This is a genomic window from Simplicispira sp. 125 (genome assembly GCF_003096555.1).
GTDB lineage: Bacteria > Pseudomonadota > Gammaproteobacteria > Burkholderiales > Burkholderiaceae_C > Simplicispira.
The window spans coordinates 2,204,732-2,221,203 of record NZ_QEKM01000001.1 but is presented as its reverse complement, the minus strand read 5'-3'; the positions used below and the strand labels follow the sequence as shown (position 1 = coordinate 2,221,203).

Genomic DNA, 16,472 nt, shown 5'->3' with positions numbered 1-16,472 from the left:
CCAATGCGGGCGGGCCCATCTTTGGATGGCCCGCCCTTTTTCTTTCTGCGCTGCATACTCTCCACCCATGTCTGACACCACCCACGGCGTGCGCATCCGCACGGGCTCGCACGCGATGCGCGCCGGTATCGAGCTGTTGTCCTCGATGCGCTTCGCCATTGCGCTGCTGACGATCATTTGTATCGCCTCGGTGATTGGCACGGTGCTCAAGCAGCACGAACCTGCTATCAACTACGTCAACCAGTTTGGCCCCTTCTGGGCGGAGCTGTTTGCGGCCGTGCAGCTCAACACGGTATACAGCGCCTGGTGGTTTTTGCTGATCTTGGCGTTTCTGGTCACCAGCACCTCGCTGTGCATTGCGCGCAATACCCCGAAAATCATTGCCGATCTCAAGACCTACAAAGAGAACATCCGCGAGCAAAATCTGCGCGCTTTCCATCACAAGGCCGAGGCCGCTCTGGAACAAAGCACCGAAACCGAAGCCCGGCGCATTGGCCAGATGCTGGTGGGCGGCGGTTGGAAGGTGCGTTTGCAGCAGCGTGACACCGCTGCAGGCCCGGGTACGGGCTGGATGGTGGCCGCCAAGGCTGGCGCAGCCAACAAAATTGGCTACATCGCGGCGCACAGTGCCATCGTGCTGGTGTGTCTGGGCGGCTTGCTCGATGGCGATCTGATCGTGCGTGCGCAGATGTGGGTGGGCGGCAAAACGCCGTTTGCCGGTGGCGGCATGATTGCCGACGTACGCCCTGAGCACCGTTTGAGTGAACGCAACCCCACGTTCCGCGGCAATCTGGTGGTCAGCGAAGGTGCGCAGGCGAGCACAGCCATCCTCAGCCAGTCTGATGGTGTGCTGCTGCAGGAGCTGCCTTTCGCGGTGGAGCTTAAAAAATTCATCGTCGAGTACTACTCCACGGGAATGCCCAAGCTGTTTGCCAGTGAGGTCATCATCCACGACAAGGCCACGGGCGAGACCGTTCCGGCGCGCATTGAGGTCAACCATCCGGCCAGCTACAAGGGGGTCGAGATTTACCAGTCGAGCTTTGACGACGGCGGATCTACGGTGTCTTTGCACGCGCTGCCGTTGGCAGCGAATGCGGCGGCGTTCGATGTGCAGGGCACCATTGGCACCAGCTCCCGCCTGGCCCAAGGCGTGGGGGGGGAGCCGATGTCGCTGGAATTCACCTCGCTGCGCACCATCAACGTAGAAAATTTTGGCAATAACGAAGACGCTACCGGCACCGACGTTCGCAAGGTGGATTTGCGCCACTCCATCGACGCCCGCATGGGCGCGGCCAACAAGACCGAGAGCAAAACGGATTTGCGCAATGTCGGCCCCAGCATCGGTTACAAGCTGCGCGATGCGGCAGGCCAGGCGCGCGAGTTCCACAACTACATGCTGCCTGTGGACATGGGCGACGGCTCGCCTGCGGTTTTCTTGTTCGGCGTGCGCGAAAAACCATCCGATCCTTTCCGTTACTTGCGCCTGCCGGTCGATGCGCAGGGCGGGATCAACGGTTTCATGCGCCTGCATGCGGCGCTGTCCAGTCCCGCCGACCGTGCGGAGGCTGTGCGCCGCTATGTGGCCCAGGCCGTCGATCCGGGCCGTAAAGAGCTGTCGGCACAACTGGCCGAATCGACTTCGCGGGCGCTGACGCTTTTTGCCGGGCGCACGGATGAAGCGGGCAAACGCCATGGCGGGTTGGCGGCTATCTCCGAGTTTATGGAAGCCAATGTTCCCGAGGCAGAACGCTCGCGTGCTGGCGAGGTGCTGATCCGGATTTTGAATGGCGCGTTATACGAACTGGCGCAGATCACCCAAGAGCGCGCCGGGCTTGCGCCGCTTCAACCGGGTAACCAGACACTGGGGTTCATGACACAGTCGGTGATGGCGCTGAGCGATGTCCAGTTCTATCCGGCGCCTGTGCTGTTCGAACTCAAGGATTTCAAACAGGTGCAGGCCAGTGTCTTCCAGGTAGCGCGTGCGCCGGGTAAAAACGTGGTGTATCTGGGCTGCGCCTTGCTGATTCTGGGGGTGTTTTCCATGCTCTATATTCGTGAGCGCCGTGTCTGGGTCTGGCTGGCCCCCCGCGATGGGCGTACCCATGCCACCATGGCACTTTCGACCAATCGCAAGACAATGGATGGCGACCGCGAGTTTGCCCAACTGACCGAAAAACTCATTGGGGCGGCACCTTCGAGCCGCCATGGAGGCTCCACATGAATACTGCTAGCACCATCACGGTGACCCTCAATGAGGGCTTCTTCTCCCGCCGAAACTGGCTGGACTGGCTCTTTGCTGCCATTGTGGTGGTGGGGGGGCTGTATGCGTTGCAGCGTTACGGCGCCTACATGGACATCTATGAAAAAGGCATTTTGCTTGCCGCCATCCCCAGCCTGGTGTGGCTGGGCTGGTTCTGGCGGCCCCTGCGCTCCTTGATGCTGGCGGTGGCTGCACTCTCGTTGATGGCCATCGGTCTGTACCAGATCGATGGTGCAGGCAGCCTGGGGCGCGCCGAAACAGTGTTCGGCCTCAAGTATTTTCTGTCCAGCCAGTCGGCCATCCTGTGGATGAGCATGCTGTTCTTCATGGCAACGCTGTTCTACTGGATCGGCATGTTCTCGCGCGGCGAGGGCGATGTGATGTCTCTCATCGGCTCACGCCTCGTTTGGGTCGCCGTGGGCATGGCCTTGATCGGCACCATGGTGCGCTGGTATGAAAGCTACTTGCTTGGCCCTGACATCGGCCATATTCCGGTGAGCAACCTCTATGAGGTGTTTGTCATGTTCTGCTGGATGACCGCGCTGTTCTACCTGTACTACGAAGAGCAGTACGGCACGCGCGCCCTGGGCGGTTTTGTCATGCTGGTGGTTAGCGCAGCGGTGGGTTTTCTGTTGTGGTACACGGTGGTGCGCGACGCGCATGAAATCCAGCCTCTGGTACCTGCTCTCAAAAGCTGGTGGATGAAGCTGCATGTACCCGCCAACTTCATTGGTTACGGTACCTTTGCGTTGTCGGCCATGGTGGCTTTTGCCTACCTGATCAAGCAGCAGGCGACCGAGACGCGCTGGTACAAGCTGGCACCGCTATGGCTGCTGGGCGTGGTGCTGTGCTTTGAGCCCCTGGTCTTCCGCCAGGGCTCCACCGCCGCGGGCAGCAGCTACTGGATGGTGTATTTCGGCGTATCCGCGCTCATCGTTGCCAGCATTTTGCTGGGCCGTAAGCGTATTGGTGAGCGCCTGCCCTCGTTCGAGGTGCTCGATGACCTGATGTACAAGTCCATCGCGGTGGGTTTTGCGTTTTTCACCATTGCCACCGTGCTGGGCGCACTCTGGGCCGCCGAGGCCTGGGGCGGCTACTGGAGCTGGGACCCCAAGGAAACCTGGGCGTTGATCGTCTGGCTCAATTACGCTGCCTGGCTGCACATGCGCCTGATGAAGGGTTTGCGCGGTACGGTGTCCGCCTGGTGGGCGCTGGTGGGCTTGGTGGTCACCACCTTTGCCTTCCTCGGGGTCAACATGTTCCTGAGCGGTCTGCACAGCTACGGCACACTGTAGTAGATGGGTAAGCGGGGCCCGGTCGGCGGGTTTTTGGTGAGCGTTGTAATCTGAACAATGAATGGAACGAATTGGTTTTCATTTCGCTCTATCTGTCACAGCAACCAAAAACCCCACTGGAGCAATTCGATGGCCCATTTTTCCCGCGATACGGGATTCCAGCACCCTGTCGCTTCTGAAATTACCCCCCGTGGGGTGTACGAAGAGCGCCGCCAGCTGCTGCGCCAATGTGCTGCGGGCCTGGCAGGTGCCACGTTGGCCGCCTGGGCGGGTCGCGAGGCGCTGGCCCAGGTGCAGGCACCAGGCAAGTTGACCGCATTGCCCGGCATCAAGTCGGCCGTGGCAGGTGCAGTCACGATGGAAAAACCCACCAGCTACCAGGACGCTAGCAGCTACAACAATTTCTACGAGTTCGGGACCGACAAGGCCGACCCGGCCCGCAACGCCCATACGCTGAAAACGACGCCCTGGACGATAGAGATCGAAGGGCTGGTGAAGAAACCCGGTCGCTACGGTCTCGAAGACTTGCTCAAGCTCAGTGCCATGGAAGAGCGCATCTACCGCATGCGCTGCGTGGAAGGTTGGTCAATGGTGATTCCTTGGGTAGGTTATTCGCTGGCCGACCTGATTCGGCGTGTCGAGCCCCTGGGAAGTGCCAAATATGTGGAGTTTCTGACGCTGGCCGACAAGGCCACCATGCCCGGTGTGGGTTCGCGCGTGCTGGACTGGCCTTATACCGAGGGCCTGCGGCTGGACGAAGCCATGCACCCGCTGACCCTGCTGACTTTTGGCATGTACGGCGAGGTGCTACCGAAACAAAATGGTGCGCCGGTGCGCATTGTGGTGCCGTGGAAATATGGCTTCAAGAGCGCCAAGAGCATTGTCAAGATTCGCTTCACCGACAAAGAGCCTCCCACTGCCTGGAACAAGGCCGCCATCCAGGAGTACGGGTTTTATTCCAACGTGAATCCCCAGGTGGACCACCCGCGCTGGAGCCAAGCCACTGAGCGCCGTATTGGCGAAGATGGTCTTTTCGCCCGCAAGCGCAAGACTCTGATGTTCAATGGATACGAGGCACAAGTGGGGCAGCTGTATGCCGGCATGGACCTCAAAAAGTTCTATTGACGACCTGCCGTTCTGAGCAGACGGTGCTGCTGCGTGCCGCTATTTCCATGAAAAAATTGTTGATGCACCCCGCTGCCAAACCCCTGGTCTTTGGGCTGGCGCTGCTGCCCCTGGCCTGGCTGGTCTTTGCCGCCGCCACGGACGCGCTGGGTGCCAACCCGGCCGAGGCCTTGATTCGCGCGCTGGGCGATTGGACGTTACGCATGCTGTGCCTGGTGCTGGCGGTAACGCCTTTGCGGGTGATGACCGCAACGCCTGCGCTGGCGCGTTTTCGCCGCATGCTGGGTCTATTTGTCTTTTTTTACGCGGCAATGCACCTGTTGGCGTATGCCTGGTTTGACATGGGTCTGGACGGTGCCGAGATTGTGCGCGATGTCATCAAGCGTCCCTTCATCCTCGTCGGCATGTTGGCGGGGGTGTTGTTGACGCTGCTAGCGGCAACCTCGTTCAACCGTGCTATCCGATGGCTCGGCGGCGCCCGTTGGCGGGCGCTGCACCGCGCGGTGTACGCCGTGGCGGGGCTGGCGATTCTGCATTTCTACTGGATGCGGGCCGGCAAGAACAACTTTGCCGAGGTCTGGTTGTACGGCGCCATTCTGGCTGTTCTGCTGGGCTGGCGGCTCTGGCGCCGCGTATGCCAGCGCGAAAAATCCACGCGCATTGGCGGAGCCGTTGCAGCGGATTGATGCTATTTAAAATATAGCTGTTAACGCTTGATGGTAAAGCGTTAGAGCCTTATTTTAGTAGTATTTCATTGCGGAAGGTGTCGGCCGCGGTCTCACGCTGCCGGATCAGTTGGGCCTGGTCGCCGTCCACCAGCACCTCGGCCGCACGCCCCCGGGTGTTGTAGTTGCTGGACATGGACATGCAGTACGCCCCTGCCGACAGCACAGCCAGCCGATCACCCGCCTGCACGGCCAGGCTGCGGTCGCGGCCGATCCAGTCGCCGCTCTCGCAGACCGGCCCCACTACGTCGTAGATCTGCTCGGCATCGCTGGAAGCTTGTACCGGTACGATGGCGTGGAAAGCCTGGTACATGGCCGGGCGGGGCAGATCGTTCATGGCGGCATCAACGATGCAGAAGTTCTTTTCTTCGCCAGGTTTGAGGTACAGCACTTCGGTGACGCATATACCTGCATTGCCGACCAGCGAGCGACCGGGTTCGATCATGAACTGGCGGTCACCAAAGCCGCGCGCGTCGATTCGGGAGAACAACTGCTGCCACAGCGCATCGGCAGCAGGAGGTGTGTCGCCGTTGTAGTTGATCCCCAGTCCGCCGCCAAAATCAATGTGGTGGATGGGAATGCCTGCCGCCTCGATCTGCTCCACCAGATCGAGCATGCGCTCGGTGGCATCGAGGTAAGGTGTGACTTCTGTGATCTGCGAGCCGATATGGAAATCAATGCCCACCACGCGCAGGCCCGGCAGGGCCGCCGCGCGCTGGTACGTGGCGAGGGTGCGTTCATGGGCCACGCCAAATTTGTTGCCCTTGAGGCCGGTGGAAATATAGGGGTGCGTTTTGGGATCGACATTCGGATTCACGCGGATGCTGACCGGTGCCGTCGTGCCCGCCGCCACGGCCACTTCGCTCAGCACTTCCAGCTCGGCTTCGCTCTCCACGTTGAAGCACAGAATACCGGCCTGCAGGGCCTGCCGCATCTCGTGCCGCGTTTTGCCCACGCCAGAGAAAATCACCTTGCCGGGGTCTCCGCCTGCAGCGATGACCCGTTCCAGTTCACCGCCCGAGACGATGTCGAATCCGCAGCCCTGGCGAGCAAAAAACTGCAGCAGCGCCAACGAAGAGTTGGCCTTCATCGCATAGCAAATATGCAGCTTGCGTCCGGCAAAGCCGCGCTGGTAGGCCGATAGTGCATCACGCATCGAAGCGGTTGAATAGATGAACAGCGGTGTGCCGTACTGCGCAGCAAGCTCGCTGGCGCGCAGCCCCTCGACGCACAGTGCGTTGTCACGGTAGGCAATATGGGGAGCGCCGGGCAGGGCCTTGGAAGTCATGGTGTGGCAGTCGAAGCAGGGGTGGAAGGGTGTGGTGCAGCGGGGTCGGCAGAGCTGGGTGCCAGTGTTTGCGGCAGGGTGGCGCGCTGGCGTGCTGCTGCGTCGGTCGGCAGAAACAGCGGACCACGCTGACCACAGGCACTCAGGCTTGCCACGCTGGCAGCAAGGATTAAGGCACTGACTAGAATTTGTATCGCTCTCAACATATTGAAATTGTAATGACCGACCTTGAATTCATGGACTGTGCCGAGCTTTTATTGCAGGCGGTAGAGCAATGCTGCGACCGGATCAACGATGAGACGGACGCCGATATCGACAACCAGCGCTCTGGCGGCATGATCACTCTGATGTTCAGCAACCGCAGCCAAATCATCATCAATCTGCAAAGGCCCTTGCACGAAGTCTGGATGGCCGCGCAGTCCGGGGGCTACCACTACCGTTTTGACGGCAGCGCATGGCGGGACACCAAGGGAGGCAATGAGTTCTTTGCCCAGCTGCGCAGCGATGCTGCGGCGCAATCAGGGTTGCAACTGGACTTCAGAGGGTAATGCGCCAGGCGCATTCAGGCGCACTACGTTCTCCTGATATTGGATTCAATTGCGAAACAGGTCGAGGATGCGACTGCGCTCCTCCGGAGCAGGGCCCTCGGGTCGCGGTGCCGCACTGGCGCTTTCCATTCCTAGGCTGGAAACGCCCGCGTTGCGCGCATATTCCTCATAAAACCACTCCCCACCGACGTTAACGACGCCAGCCGGCACTGTGGGCTCCATCACAGGAACGCCCTTGAGCGCTTTTTCCATGAAGCTGATCCATACCGGTAGACTGAGTCCGCCGCCGGTTTCACGGCTGCCCAGGTTGCGGGGTGTGTCGTAACCAATCCAGGTGACGGCGGCGATCGTGGGCTGGAACCCTGCAAACCAGGCATCCCAGGAATCGTTGGTTGTGCCGGTTTTGCCATACAAATCGGGCCGCTTGAGCGTGGCCTGCGCGCGGGCCGCAGTACCGGAGCGGGCCACTTCCTGTAGCAGGCTGTCCATGATGAAAGCATTGCGCGGTTCAATCGCGCGAACTTGGTCTTGCGTCGCGGGTGGCTCGATCTCCGAGAGAACCCTGCCTTTGTGATCGGTGACGCGTGAGATCAGCCAGGGATTGACGCGATATCCGCCATTGGCAAAAACCGAGTAACCCACGACAAGCTGCATCGGGGTGACCGAGCCCGCTCCCAGTGCCATCGTGAGATAGGCGGGATGCTTTTCGACATCAAAGCCAAATTTTGTGATCCATTCTTGGGCATTGCGGGCCCCTACGGCCTGGAGCACGCGGATCGAGACCATGTTTTTCGACCGGGCCAGTGCAGACCGCATGGTCATGGGACCTTCAAACTTGCCGTCATAGTTCTTTGGCTCCCAAGGCTTTCCGCCAGTGACCCCGGCATCAAAAAAGAGAGGGCCGTCGTTGATGACGGTGGCCGGCGTAAAGCCCTTTTCCAACGCAGCCGAATAGATAAAAGGCTTGAAGCTCGAGCCAGGTTGGCGCCATGCCTGGGTGACATGGTTGAATTTGTTTTTGTCAAAATCAAAGCCGCCCACCAACGCCTTGAGTGCGCCTGTGCGGGGATCGATGGCGACAAAAGCGCCTTCGACTTCGGGTAATTGTGTGGCTTCCCAGGTGTCCTTGGGAGTTTTGACCACCCGAATGACAGCGCCACGGCGTATCTTGATGTTGGGTGGTGCTTTGTCGCTCAACCCGGATTGCACGGGTTTGAGGCCCTCCCCCGTGATTTCGATGGTGTCGCCGTTGGGGCGCATGGCAACAATTTTGCGTGCTCCAGCTTCCAGCACCATGGCCGACAGGACGTCGCCGTTGTCTGGATGGTCGGCCAGAATGTCGTCGATGGTTTCTTCCAGCTCTTGCGGGGTGCTGGGAAGCGTGACGAATTTTTCGGGGCCGCGGTAGTGCTGTCGGCGCTCGTAGTTCATGATGCCTTGGCGCAAGGCACGATAGGCGACCTCCTGTTCACCCGCGTTCAGGGTGGTATAGACGTTGAGGCCGCGCGTGTAGGCCTCATTACCATATTGCGCAAAAATCAGCTGGCGCGCCATTTCAGCCACAAACTCGGCATGGACACGGGTGCTGTCCGAGCCCGTGCGGATCTTGACGTGCTCGGTGCGCGCGGCGGATGCCTCTTCAGGGGTGATGAAGCGGTTTTCCTCCATGCGGTCGATGATGTGGAGCTGTCGTGCCCGGGCCCGCTTCGGATTACTGATGGGGTTGTAGGCTGATGGGGCTTTGGGCAACCCGGCCAGCATGGCTGCTTCTGCAATTGTTACAGCTTTGAGTGGCTTGCCAAAATAGGTTTCTGATGCAGCCGCAAAGCCGTAGGCCCGATTTCCCAGAAAAATCTGATTCATATAAATCTCAAGAATCTGATCCTTGGTCAGGAAATGCTCTAATTTAAAAGTTAGTAATATTTCGTAAATTTTTCGAGTAAATGTTTTTTCCGAAGAAAGATACACGTTGCGCGCCACCTGCATGGTGATGGTGGATGCGCCCTGGCTTTTCATCTTTCCCAGATTGGCCAAGCCTGCGCGCAGCATGCCTTTGTAATCTACGCCGCCATGCTGAAAGAAGCGCGTGTCTTCAATGGCAAGAACGGCGTCCTTCATCACCTTGGGGATTTCGCCGATGGGCGTCAGGTTGCGCCGCTCTTCACCAAACTCACCCAGCAAGGCGCCTTCTGCGGAGTAGACCCTCAAAGGGAGCTTCGGCCGGTAGTCTGCCAGGTCGGAGATGTCGGGTAGATTGGGGTAGGCCATGGCCAGCGCCACGGCAATCACAAAGGCAAGGGACAGTGCGCCAGCGGCTGCCAGGCCCAGCATCCAGAGCGTCAAGCGGATCATCCATCGGAGCCATACCGGTCGCTTTGAGGATGTTGAAGGAGTCGCAGTGTTTGCGGATTTTATCGTGGCGGGGGGCGGCATATCGCTCCGGATTGAAATGACAGGCCATTATAAAAATGCGCTGTGGCATTTTTTGGGGGATGACAAAAAGCAGTCCCCAAATGGGTGTGCACTGGGCGTGCTGATGGGCCCCGAGGGGTTGTAGTGTGGCGTCAAACGTCTGCTTTTGACAACGGTTCAAATGTGCAACGGCCGGAAAACTCTTTGCTGGAGAAGTATCTTACTGATAGCATTCATGTGAAATGTTAAGTTATGTTGTGTCTGATTGACAATTTTTAGGGGGCCATCTTGATCTCTGCGGGATCTCTGTTCAGTCGCCAGTCCGCGCCACTGCTGGGCATCGACATCAGCTCCTCCAGCGTCAAGCTGGTGGAGTTAGGGCGTGACAAGGCGGGTGGCCTGGTCCTGGAACGGTGCGCCATCGAGCCACTGGAGCGTGGTTGGATTACGGATGGCAACATCGAGAAATTCGATGAAGTCGCCGAAGCCCTGCGCAGGGTGGTGAAGAAAAGCGGCACACGCACGAAAAATGTGGCGCTGGCCTTGCCGCCTTCTGCCGTGATTACCAAAAAAATCACATTGCCCGCAGGCATGTCCGACCAAGAGTTGGAGGTGCAGGTGGAATCCGAAGCCAACCAGTACATCCCCTTTTCCCTGGATGAGGTGAGTCTGGATTTCTGTGTGATTGGCCCCAGCAAGAACGCGCCTGGAGACGTTGAGGTCCTGATCGCTGCATCACGCCGCGAAAAAGTACAGGATCGACAGGGCTTGGCTGAAGCGGCTGGGCTCAAAGCTGCAATCATCGATATTGAATCCCATGCGTCACGTCTGGCGGCGAGCCGACTGATGGAGGCCTTCCCCAACAAGGGTGTGGACACGATGGTGGCCTTGTTCGAAGTCGGGGCGCTGACGACCAGCATGCAGGTCATTCGCAACGACGAAGTCCTGTACGACCGAGACCAGGCTTTTGGTGGTGCGCAGTTGTCCCAGCTCATCGTGCGGCAGTACGGTTTTTCAGCGGAAGAGGCAGAAAGCAAAAAACGCAGTGGAGATTTGCCTGACGATTACTCGTCAGCAGTGTTGCGCCCCTTTGTGGAGAGCCTGTCCCAGGAAATTGGCCGTGCATTGCAGTTTTTCTTCACAAGTACTCCCCACAACCGGGTAGATCACATCATGCTTGCCGGTGGATCGGCTCCCTTGCCAGGGCTGACTGATGCGGTTACGCAACACACGGGGTTCCCGTGCAGCATCGTCAATCCCTTTGATGGCATGGAAATCGGAAGTTCAGTCCGCATGAAAAAAATGGTACGTGAGGCGCCTTCCTACCTCACCTCATGCGGACTTGCGATGCGGAGGTTCCTGCAGTGATTCTTATCAACCTGCTCCCCCATCGGGAGGCTGCACGCAAGCGCCGTCGGGAAAATTTCCAAGCGACGATGCTGGCATCGGCCTTGATCGGTCTCGTGATTGCCGGGGCCATTTATTGGTGGTTCCAGATGCAAATCGAGGAACAACAAGGTAAAAACCAGTTTCTTCAAAGTGAAATCAAGCTTCTGGAAGGCCAGATTAAGGAAATCGCGACCATTGAAGAAGAAATTGCCGCGCTTCGTGCTCGCCAAAAGGCGGTAGAAGATCTGCAATCTGATCGCAACCTGCCTGTGCACTTGCTCAGCGAGTTGGTTCAGCAACTGCCCGATGGCGTGTACATCACGGCACTCAAGCAGACGAACCAGTCGGTGGCGTTGCAAGGGATGGCGCAGTCAAACGAGCGTGTCTCTGAGATGCTGCGCAATCTTTCCAACAATACGCCTTGGCTTTCCAAGCCAGAGCTCGTGGAAATTGTGGCCGCCAATGTGGCATTGACGCCGCGCGACCAGCGCCGCGTATCCGCCTTTAATCTGCGCTTTCAGTTAATGCGTTCCAGTGAGGCGCAAAAGGCCATGGAAGCCGCGAGTGTGGCGGGGAAATAAGCTATGGCAAAGAAACAAGCTTCTAATATCGATATGGCGCAGTTGCAGGAGCAATTGGCGCGCCAGTTCAAGAATCTGGATACCAAAGATCCCTCGCTCTGGCCACCTTTGCCGCGCTATTTGCTGTGCTTTTTCTTGGCGGTAGGCGTAGCAGTCGCATTATGGTTCGTCAAACTCACAGACTATGAGGTGGAACTGGAGAGTGAGCGTGCGACTGAGCAGACATTGCGGCAGGACTACCAAAAGAAGCTGCAGAAAGCGGTCAGTCTTGATCTCTTGAAGAAGCAGCGTGAGCAGGTGCAGCAGTACGTGATCCAACTGGAAAAACAACTGCCCAGCAAAGCTGAAATGGCAGCACTGCTGTCTGATATCAACCAGGCTGGTCTGGGGCGCAGCTTACAGTTTGAGCTGTTTCGGCCCGGGCAGATCGTGGTGCGGGAGTATTACGCTGAATTGCCGATTGCCGTGCGAGTCACTGGCAAATACCACGATATGGGGGCATTTGCAGCCGATATTGCCAATTTGTCGCGCATTGTGACCTTGAATGATATTTCTATTGGCGTATCGGTAAAGGACAAGTTGAGTGGGAACCTGACCATGGATGCGACAGCGCGCACTTTCCGTTATCTTGATCCGGAAGAAGTGCAGGCACAACGGGATGGAAAAAAAGCAGGAGCGAAAAAATGAAATTCCTGCCGATTGCATTCATCGCGCTGTGTGTGAGTTCGTTATTGGGTTGTAGTTCATCAGGTGAAGATGAGCTTCGTCAATGGATGTCCGACGAACGGGCGCAGGCGAAGCCGCGCGTCACGCCGATCGCAGAACCCAAGCAATTCAATCCACAGCCCTATACCGCCGATGCGGGAATGGAGCCGTTCAATTCGCTTAAATTGACCCAGGCTTTGCGGCGCGAATCTTCGCAGGTGGCATCGAATGCAGCGCTGATCGCGCCTGAAATGGCACGCCGAAAAGAACCGCTGGAAGCCTTTCCGCTCGATGTCATGGCCATGGTGGGCAGTTTGAACAAGACGAGCAAGCCGACGGCTTTGTTGAAGGTGGACAATCTTTTGTACCAAGTGCAGGTGGGCAACTATCTTGGACAGAACTATGGGCGGATCACTGCCATTACGGAAACGGCCATCCAGATTCGCGAAATTGTGCAGGACGCTACGGGTGACTGGATAGAGCGCGCCACATCGCTGGAACTGCAGGAGGAGGCGAAGAAATGAAGCAAAAGACCATGAAAATTATTAATCGTGCAGCAGTTGTGGCCGTTGCCACATGTCTGGCGTCATTCGCCTGGGCTGAGGGGGCTATCGAATCTGTTACAGGCAGCATGCAGGCGGGTGCCGAAGTCGTCCGGATTGAGATGTCCGAGCCGTTAGGTGCCGTTCCCACCGGTTTTACTACGCAGTCGCCGGCACGGATCGCGCTCGATTTTCCCGGTGCCAGTAACGCCATGGGCCGTTCCATGGTGGAGGTCAACCAGGGTAATTTGAAGTCGGTCAATGTGGTGCAGGCAGGAGGGCGGTCGCGTGTGGTGCTCAACCTCAAGCAGGCGACTTCTTATCGGGCCGAACTCCAGGGCAAAGCGCTGCTGATTCAGCTGGACCCGGTTGCGTCGGGTGCCAGTCAGCCAAAACCGTCCACTGTCTTTGCGGAAGCTGGTACCAACGATATCCTTCCTATCAAGGATGTCGATTTTCGCCGTGGTCCAGATGGTTCTGGCCGAATTGTCATAGGCTTGGCCAGCAGCCAGGTGGGGGTCGATTTGCGACAGGTAGGCAAAGGATTGACGGTTGATTTCACCCGTTCTTCGCTACCAGAAGGTTTGCGCCGCCGCCTGGATGTTGCTGATTTCGGGACTCCAGTGCAGATGGTGACGACCACTGAACAAGGCGACCATGTCCGCATGGTCATTGAGCCTGTTGGTGACTGGGAGCACAGTGCGTACCAGAGCGATAACCAATTTGTGATCGAAGTCCGTCAGAAGAAGGTGGATCTCAACAAGTTGAGCCAAGGGCCTGGCTATAGCAATGAAAAACTTTCATTAAATTTTCAGAGTATCGAGCTTCGCTCTCTTTTGGCTGTTTTTGCAGACTTTACCAATATCAATATCGTCACCTCCGATACCGTGACGGGTGCCATGACGCTGCGTCTGCAGGATGTGCCGTGGGATCAGGCACTGCAAATCATCATGGAGGCCAAGGGGCTGGGGATGCGTAAGACGGGCAATGTGCTCTGGATTGCGCCCAAGGACGAGATTGATGATCGTACAAAGAAGGATTTCGAAGCGGCGGCTGCCATTCAGAAATTAGAGCCTTTGCGTACGCAGGCGTTCCAGATGAACTATGCCAAAGCGGTAGATATGGTTGTTCAGCTAACTACCAGTGCAGGTGGAGCGACCAGTGGTGGCACCTCTAACCGATTCTTGTCCGAACGAGGCAGTGCCATCGCCGAGCCGCGTACCAATCAACTGTTTGTGACCGACACTGCAACCAAGCTTGAAGAGGTGCGCCAACTACTCGCCAAACTGGATGTGGCGGTTCGGCAGGTCATGATTGAGGCGCGCATCGTGGAGGCGTCTGATACCTTCGGCCGGTCCCTCGGGGTTCGGTTGGGCGCAACTGATTTGCGGGCCAACCGTGGTGGTGATGGCGGATACAACCTCGGTGGAGGAAACCGAGTGGCAGTCGGCACGAGTTACAGCAATGCTGTCGCGTCGACCAGCGCAGGTGGAGCGGTGAATACTTTGGGTAATTTTGTCAACCTGCCTGCACAAGCCCAAGGTGGATACGATCCGACGAGTTTTGCTATTTCGATCTTCAACTCGGCTGCGAACCGCTTCCTGAATCTGGAAATTTCTGCCATGGAGGCAGATGGAAAAGGCAAGATTGTGTCCAGCCCCCGGGTTGTCACTGCCGATCAGACCAAGGCATCTATTGAGCAAGGTACTGAGTTTCCATACCCTGTCACTGCACCCAATGGTGGCACGATCATCGCATTCAAGAAGGCCGTTTTGAAACTGGAAGTTTTGCCTCAGATTACCCCAGAGGGAAATATCATCTTGGATCTGGATGTAAATAAAGACAGTCCAGGTGAGGTTTTGAATAACGTTCGTGCAATCAATACGAAAAGAATTAAGACGCAGGTGTTGGTTGAAAATGGTGGTACCGTTGTGATTGGTGGAATTTTTGAATTGTTCGAAGATGAAACTGAAGCGAAAGTTCCTTTCTTGGGCGATATTCCAGGTGTAGGAAATCTCTTTAAAACGCGCACAAAACAGGCAAACAAGCAAGAAATGCTGATCTTCATCACCCCCAAGGTGATCACAGATAAATCAGCTTCTCGATAAATTGATATAGAAGAGGACAGAAAATGCAAAAGATTTTCAAATTTATAGCGACGGCATCGGTTGCCGTGCTGACGGCCTGCGGGGGCGGTGGCGGTAGCCCCGGGGACAGCAGTTTGCCTTATTCGATTTCAGTGAAGGCGGCCAAAACTCAATTGCCTCTGAATATTGCGAATGAAAGAGCTGGTATTGGAGCGTATTCGCCCTTCACGACCACGCTCTACGTCGAGGCACGTGAAGGCAGTGCTCCAATTCCCGGAGGGAAGGAAATTTTTGGCTGCAATGTCGCTGGTGGCCTGGAGTCTGGTGCTTTGTATTATCTTGATGGTAAAGATGAGCACATGGTTGAAGTCGACGATGGAATGGGCGGAAAAATTAAAGTCCCAGGCGCTTATCGCAACATCGTGCTTGATTCCAACTCGGGCGGAAATTCGTTCCATTTCCATGCAGGAGATAAGGCAGGGACTGCCCGCATTGTCTGCACGGTCACTAACCCAGCAGATAAGCTGGTTTCCAGCGCGAGTGTCGATATTGTGGTGGGTGCGGCAACCGGCAAGCCAGCCAGCGTGACTGGAACAGCCCAGGCTCCTGGCTATCTGGGTACGAGTACCAATACATTTAACCTGCCTAAAAGCGTCGCCATAAGTGCAAAGGTGATGGATGATGCGAATCAACCGGCTCCTGATCCAGTTGCTGCCAATCTGCAGGTCAGCATTCGCCCATTCGGCGCATCTGCGGGATCGCGCCTGTTGCAGGGAGGCCAGTCGGGAAGCACGATTCAGGTCAAGACCATTGGGGGCGAGGGACTGTTCGCGATCTCCAGCGGGCCAAGCGCAGGCGTCATTCTGCTGGAACTGACTTCGGATCGTTTCGACAACGACGTAAGCAACGGTATCCAGGATCCCGTGATGCAACTCATGGCCATCGGTGTGCACAAGGCCATCAGAACGGTTCCGCTGGCGATTACGGACACAGAAATAACGGTCACCAATGGCATGGCGTTCTCGTATGCATTGACCGCACAGGGCGGCGTGCCACCCTACATGTGGACAAGCAGCGGGTTGCCCACGGGCCTCAATTTGAGCGCTGACGGCGTGATCACCGGCACACCCACTGCACCGAAGGGGACTTACAACGTGGTGGTGACCGTGACCGATTACACCGATGTCCCGTTGACCAAGAACGTGAAGATCAAGGTAGAAGGTGATCTTGCTATTGACGGCTGCGATAGCGACGTCAGCAAGCCCTGCGCCTTGCCTGGAGGAAAATTGGGCGAACAATATTCACACACCCTCTCGTTCTCGATTGGCGACCCAGCGATTCCGGTAGTATGGACGGTCACGGGGAACTTGCCTCCCGGACTGGCACTGGCTGCCGACGGTACTATCTCAGGCACGCCGACCGCTAAGGGCACCTTCACTTTCATCGTCACCGCCACGCGGGGCAGTCTGGTCGTGAGGCGCCAAGTCACCATCGTTGTCGGTTGATTTGGTCTTC

15 protein-coding genes are annotated in these 16,472 nt (G+C 57.3%); 12 read left to right on the top strand and 3 right to left on the bottom strand.

Features of this window, described 5'->3' with window-relative positions; translation table 11 throughout:
* Nucleotides 1-67: 67 nt before the first annotated feature.
* The 4 genes from C8D04_RS10440 to C8D04_RS10425 all read left to right on the top strand — a co-directional run bounded on the left by C8D04_RS10440 (nucleotide 68) and on the right by C8D04_RS10425 (nucleotide 5,366).
* Nucleotides 68-2,221, top strand: a complete 2,154-nt coding sequence (locus C8D04_RS10440) for a cytochrome c biogenesis protein ResB (RefSeq protein WP_116004785.1) — start codon at nucleotides 68-70, stop codon at nucleotides 2,219-2,221.
* Nucleotides 2,218-3,555, top strand: coding sequence for a c-type cytochrome biogenesis protein CcsB (gene ccsB / locus C8D04_RS10435; protein WP_116004784.1), 1,338 nt, complete (start codon nucleotides 2,218-2,220; stop codon nucleotides 3,553-3,555). Before C8D04_RS10440 ends, ccsB begins: the two co-directional genes overlap by 4 nt.
* Nucleotides 3,556-3,684: 129 nt before the next feature.
* Nucleotides 3,685-4,680, top strand: coding sequence for a protein-methionine-sulfoxide reductase catalytic subunit MsrP (gene msrP, locus C8D04_RS10430; protein ID WP_116004783.1), 996 nt, complete (start codon nucleotides 3,685-3,687; stop codon nucleotides 4,678-4,680).
* 47 nt (nucleotides 4,681-4,727) lie between these two features.
* A complete protein-coding gene (locus tag C8D04_RS10425; protein ID WP_116006135.1) occupies nucleotides 4,728-5,366 on the top strand; it encodes a protein-methionine-sulfoxide reductase heme-binding subunit MsrQ in 639 nt (212 codons plus the stop codon).
* 49 nt (nucleotides 5,367-5,415) lie between these two features.
* On the opposite strand, the gene lysA is transcribed toward C8D04_RS10425, so the two are convergent.
* A complete protein-coding gene (lysA, locus tag C8D04_RS10420; protein ID WP_116004782.1) occupies nucleotides 5,416-6,693 on the bottom strand; it encodes a diaminopimelate decarboxylase in 1,278 nt (425 codons plus the stop codon).
* On the bottom strand, nucleotides 6,690-6,899 hold the full coding sequence (locus C8D04_RS10415) for a lipoprotein (RefSeq protein ID WP_116004781.1): 210 nt from the start codon (nucleotides 6,897-6,899) through the stop codon (nucleotides 6,690-6,692). Before C8D04_RS10415 ends, lysA begins: the two co-directional genes overlap by 4 nt.
* A gap of 12 nt (nucleotides 6,900-6,911) precedes the next feature.
* Between C8D04_RS10415 and cyaY the strand changes: the two genes are divergently transcribed.
* Nucleotides 6,912-7,241 (top strand): iron donor protein CyaY, encoded by a 330-nt coding sequence (gene cyaY / locus C8D04_RS10410; protein ID WP_116004780.1) that lies wholly within the window; start codon nucleotides 6,912-6,914, stop codon nucleotides 7,239-7,241.
* A gap of 45 nt (nucleotides 7,242-7,286) precedes the next feature.
* Here cyaY and C8D04_RS10405 read toward each other — a convergent pair whose 3' ends face one another.
* On the bottom strand, nucleotides 7,287-9,593 hold the full coding sequence (locus C8D04_RS10405; protein WP_233521155.1) for a penicillin-binding protein 1A: 2,307 nt from the start codon (nucleotides 9,591-9,593) through the stop codon (nucleotides 7,287-7,289).
* Between C8D04_RS10405 and C8D04_RS18980 the strand changes: the two genes are divergently transcribed.
* The 7 genes from C8D04_RS18980 (at nucleotide 9,508) to C8D04_RS10375 (ending at nucleotide 16,462) form a co-directional block, all read left to right on the top strand.
* Nucleotides 9,508-9,798 (top strand): hypothetical protein, encoded by a 291-nt coding sequence (locus C8D04_RS18980; RefSeq protein WP_233521271.1) that lies wholly within the window; start codon nucleotides 9,508-9,510, stop codon nucleotides 9,796-9,798. The genes C8D04_RS10405 and C8D04_RS18980 overlap by 86 nt on opposite strands.
* Nucleotides 9,799-9,941: 143 nt before the next feature.
* On the top strand, nucleotides 9,942-11,021 hold the full coding sequence (locus tag C8D04_RS10400; RefSeq protein WP_116004778.1) for a pilus assembly protein PilM: 1,080 nt from the start codon (nucleotides 9,942-9,944) through the stop codon (nucleotides 11,019-11,021).
* A complete protein-coding gene (locus C8D04_RS10395) occupies nucleotides 11,018-11,623 on the top strand; it encodes a PilN domain-containing protein (RefSeq protein WP_116004777.1) in 606 nt (201 codons plus the stop codon). Before C8D04_RS10400 ends, C8D04_RS10395 begins: the two co-directional genes overlap by 4 nt.
* Nucleotides 11,624-11,626: 3 nt before the next feature.
* Nucleotides 11,627-12,310 carry a type 4a pilus biogenesis protein PilO gene (locus C8D04_RS10390; protein WP_116004776.1) on the top strand — a complete coding sequence of 228 codons (684 nt, stop codon included), beginning with the start codon at nucleotides 11,627-11,629 and terminating at the stop codon, nucleotides 12,308-12,310.
* The gene (locus C8D04_RS10385; RefSeq protein WP_116004775.1) at nucleotides 12,307-12,852 is read left to right on the top strand and encodes a pilus assembly protein PilP; all 546 of its coding nucleotides are present in this window, start codon (nucleotides 12,307-12,309) and stop codon (nucleotides 12,850-12,852) included. Before C8D04_RS10390 ends, C8D04_RS10385 begins: the two co-directional genes overlap by 4 nt.
* Nucleotides 12,849-14,978, top strand: a complete 2,130-nt coding sequence (locus tag C8D04_RS10380) for a type IV pilus secretin PilQ (protein ID WP_116004774.1) — start codon at nucleotides 12,849-12,851, stop codon at nucleotides 14,976-14,978. The genes C8D04_RS10385 and C8D04_RS10380 overlap by 4 nt, the downstream gene beginning before the upstream one ends.
* Before the next feature lie 23 nt (nucleotides 14,979-15,001).
* Complete coding sequence (locus tag C8D04_RS10375; protein ID WP_116004773.1) at nucleotides 15,002-16,462, top strand: Ig domain-containing protein; 1,461 nt, start codon at nucleotides 15,002-15,004, stop codon at nucleotides 16,460-16,462.
* Nucleotides 16,463-16,472: the final 10 nt, after the last annotated feature.

Excerpts from the sequence above, each read along its gene's own strand:
- C8D04_RS10440 (WP_116004785.1), top strand. The coding sequence starts at position 68 with ATGTCTGACACCACCCACGGCGTGCGCATCCGCACGGGCTCGCACGCG.
- ccsB (WP_116004784.1), top strand. The coding sequence starts at position 2,218 with ATGAATACTGCTAGCACCATCACGGTGACCCTCAATGAGGGCTTCTTC.
- msrP (WP_116004783.1), top strand. The coding sequence starts at position 3,685 with ATGGCCCATTTTTCCCGCGATACGGGATTCCAGCACCCTGTCGCTTCT.
- C8D04_RS10425 (WP_116006135.1), top strand. The coding sequence starts at position 4,728 with ATGAAAAAATTGTTGATGCACCCCGCTGCCAAACCCCTGGTCTTTGGG.
- lysA (WP_116004782.1), bottom strand. The coding sequence starts at position 6,693 with ATGACTTCCAAGGCCCTGCCCGGCGCTCCCCATATTGCCTACCGTGAC.
- C8D04_RS10415 (WP_116004781.1), bottom strand. The coding sequence starts at position 6,899 with ATGTTGAGAGCGATACAAATTCTAGTCAGTGCCTTAATCCTTGCTGCC.
- cyaY (WP_116004780.1), top strand. The coding sequence starts at position 6,912 with ATGACCGACCTTGAATTCATGGACTGTGCCGAGCTTTTATTGCAGGCG.
- C8D04_RS18980 (WP_233521271.1), top strand. The coding sequence starts at position 9,508 with ATGGCCAGCGCCACGGCAATCACAAAGGCAAGGGACAGTGCGCCAGCG.
- C8D04_RS10405 (WP_233521155.1), bottom strand. The coding sequence starts at position 9,593 with ATGATCCGCTTGACGCTCTGGATGCTGGGCCTGGCAGCCGCTGGCGCA.
- C8D04_RS10390 (WP_116004776.1), top strand. The coding sequence starts at position 11,627 with ATGGCAAAGAAACAAGCTTCTAATATCGATATGGCGCAGTTGCAGGAG.
- C8D04_RS10385 (WP_116004775.1), top strand. The coding sequence starts at position 12,307 with ATGAAATTCCTGCCGATTGCATTCATCGCGCTGTGTGTGAGTTCGTTA.
- C8D04_RS10380 (WP_116004774.1), top strand. The coding sequence starts at position 12,849 with ATGAAGCAAAAGACCATGAAAATTATTAATCGTGCAGCAGTTGTGGCC.
- C8D04_RS10375 (WP_116004773.1), top strand. The coding sequence starts at position 15,002 with ATGCAAAAGATTTTCAAATTTATAGCGACGGCATCGGTTGCCGTGCTG.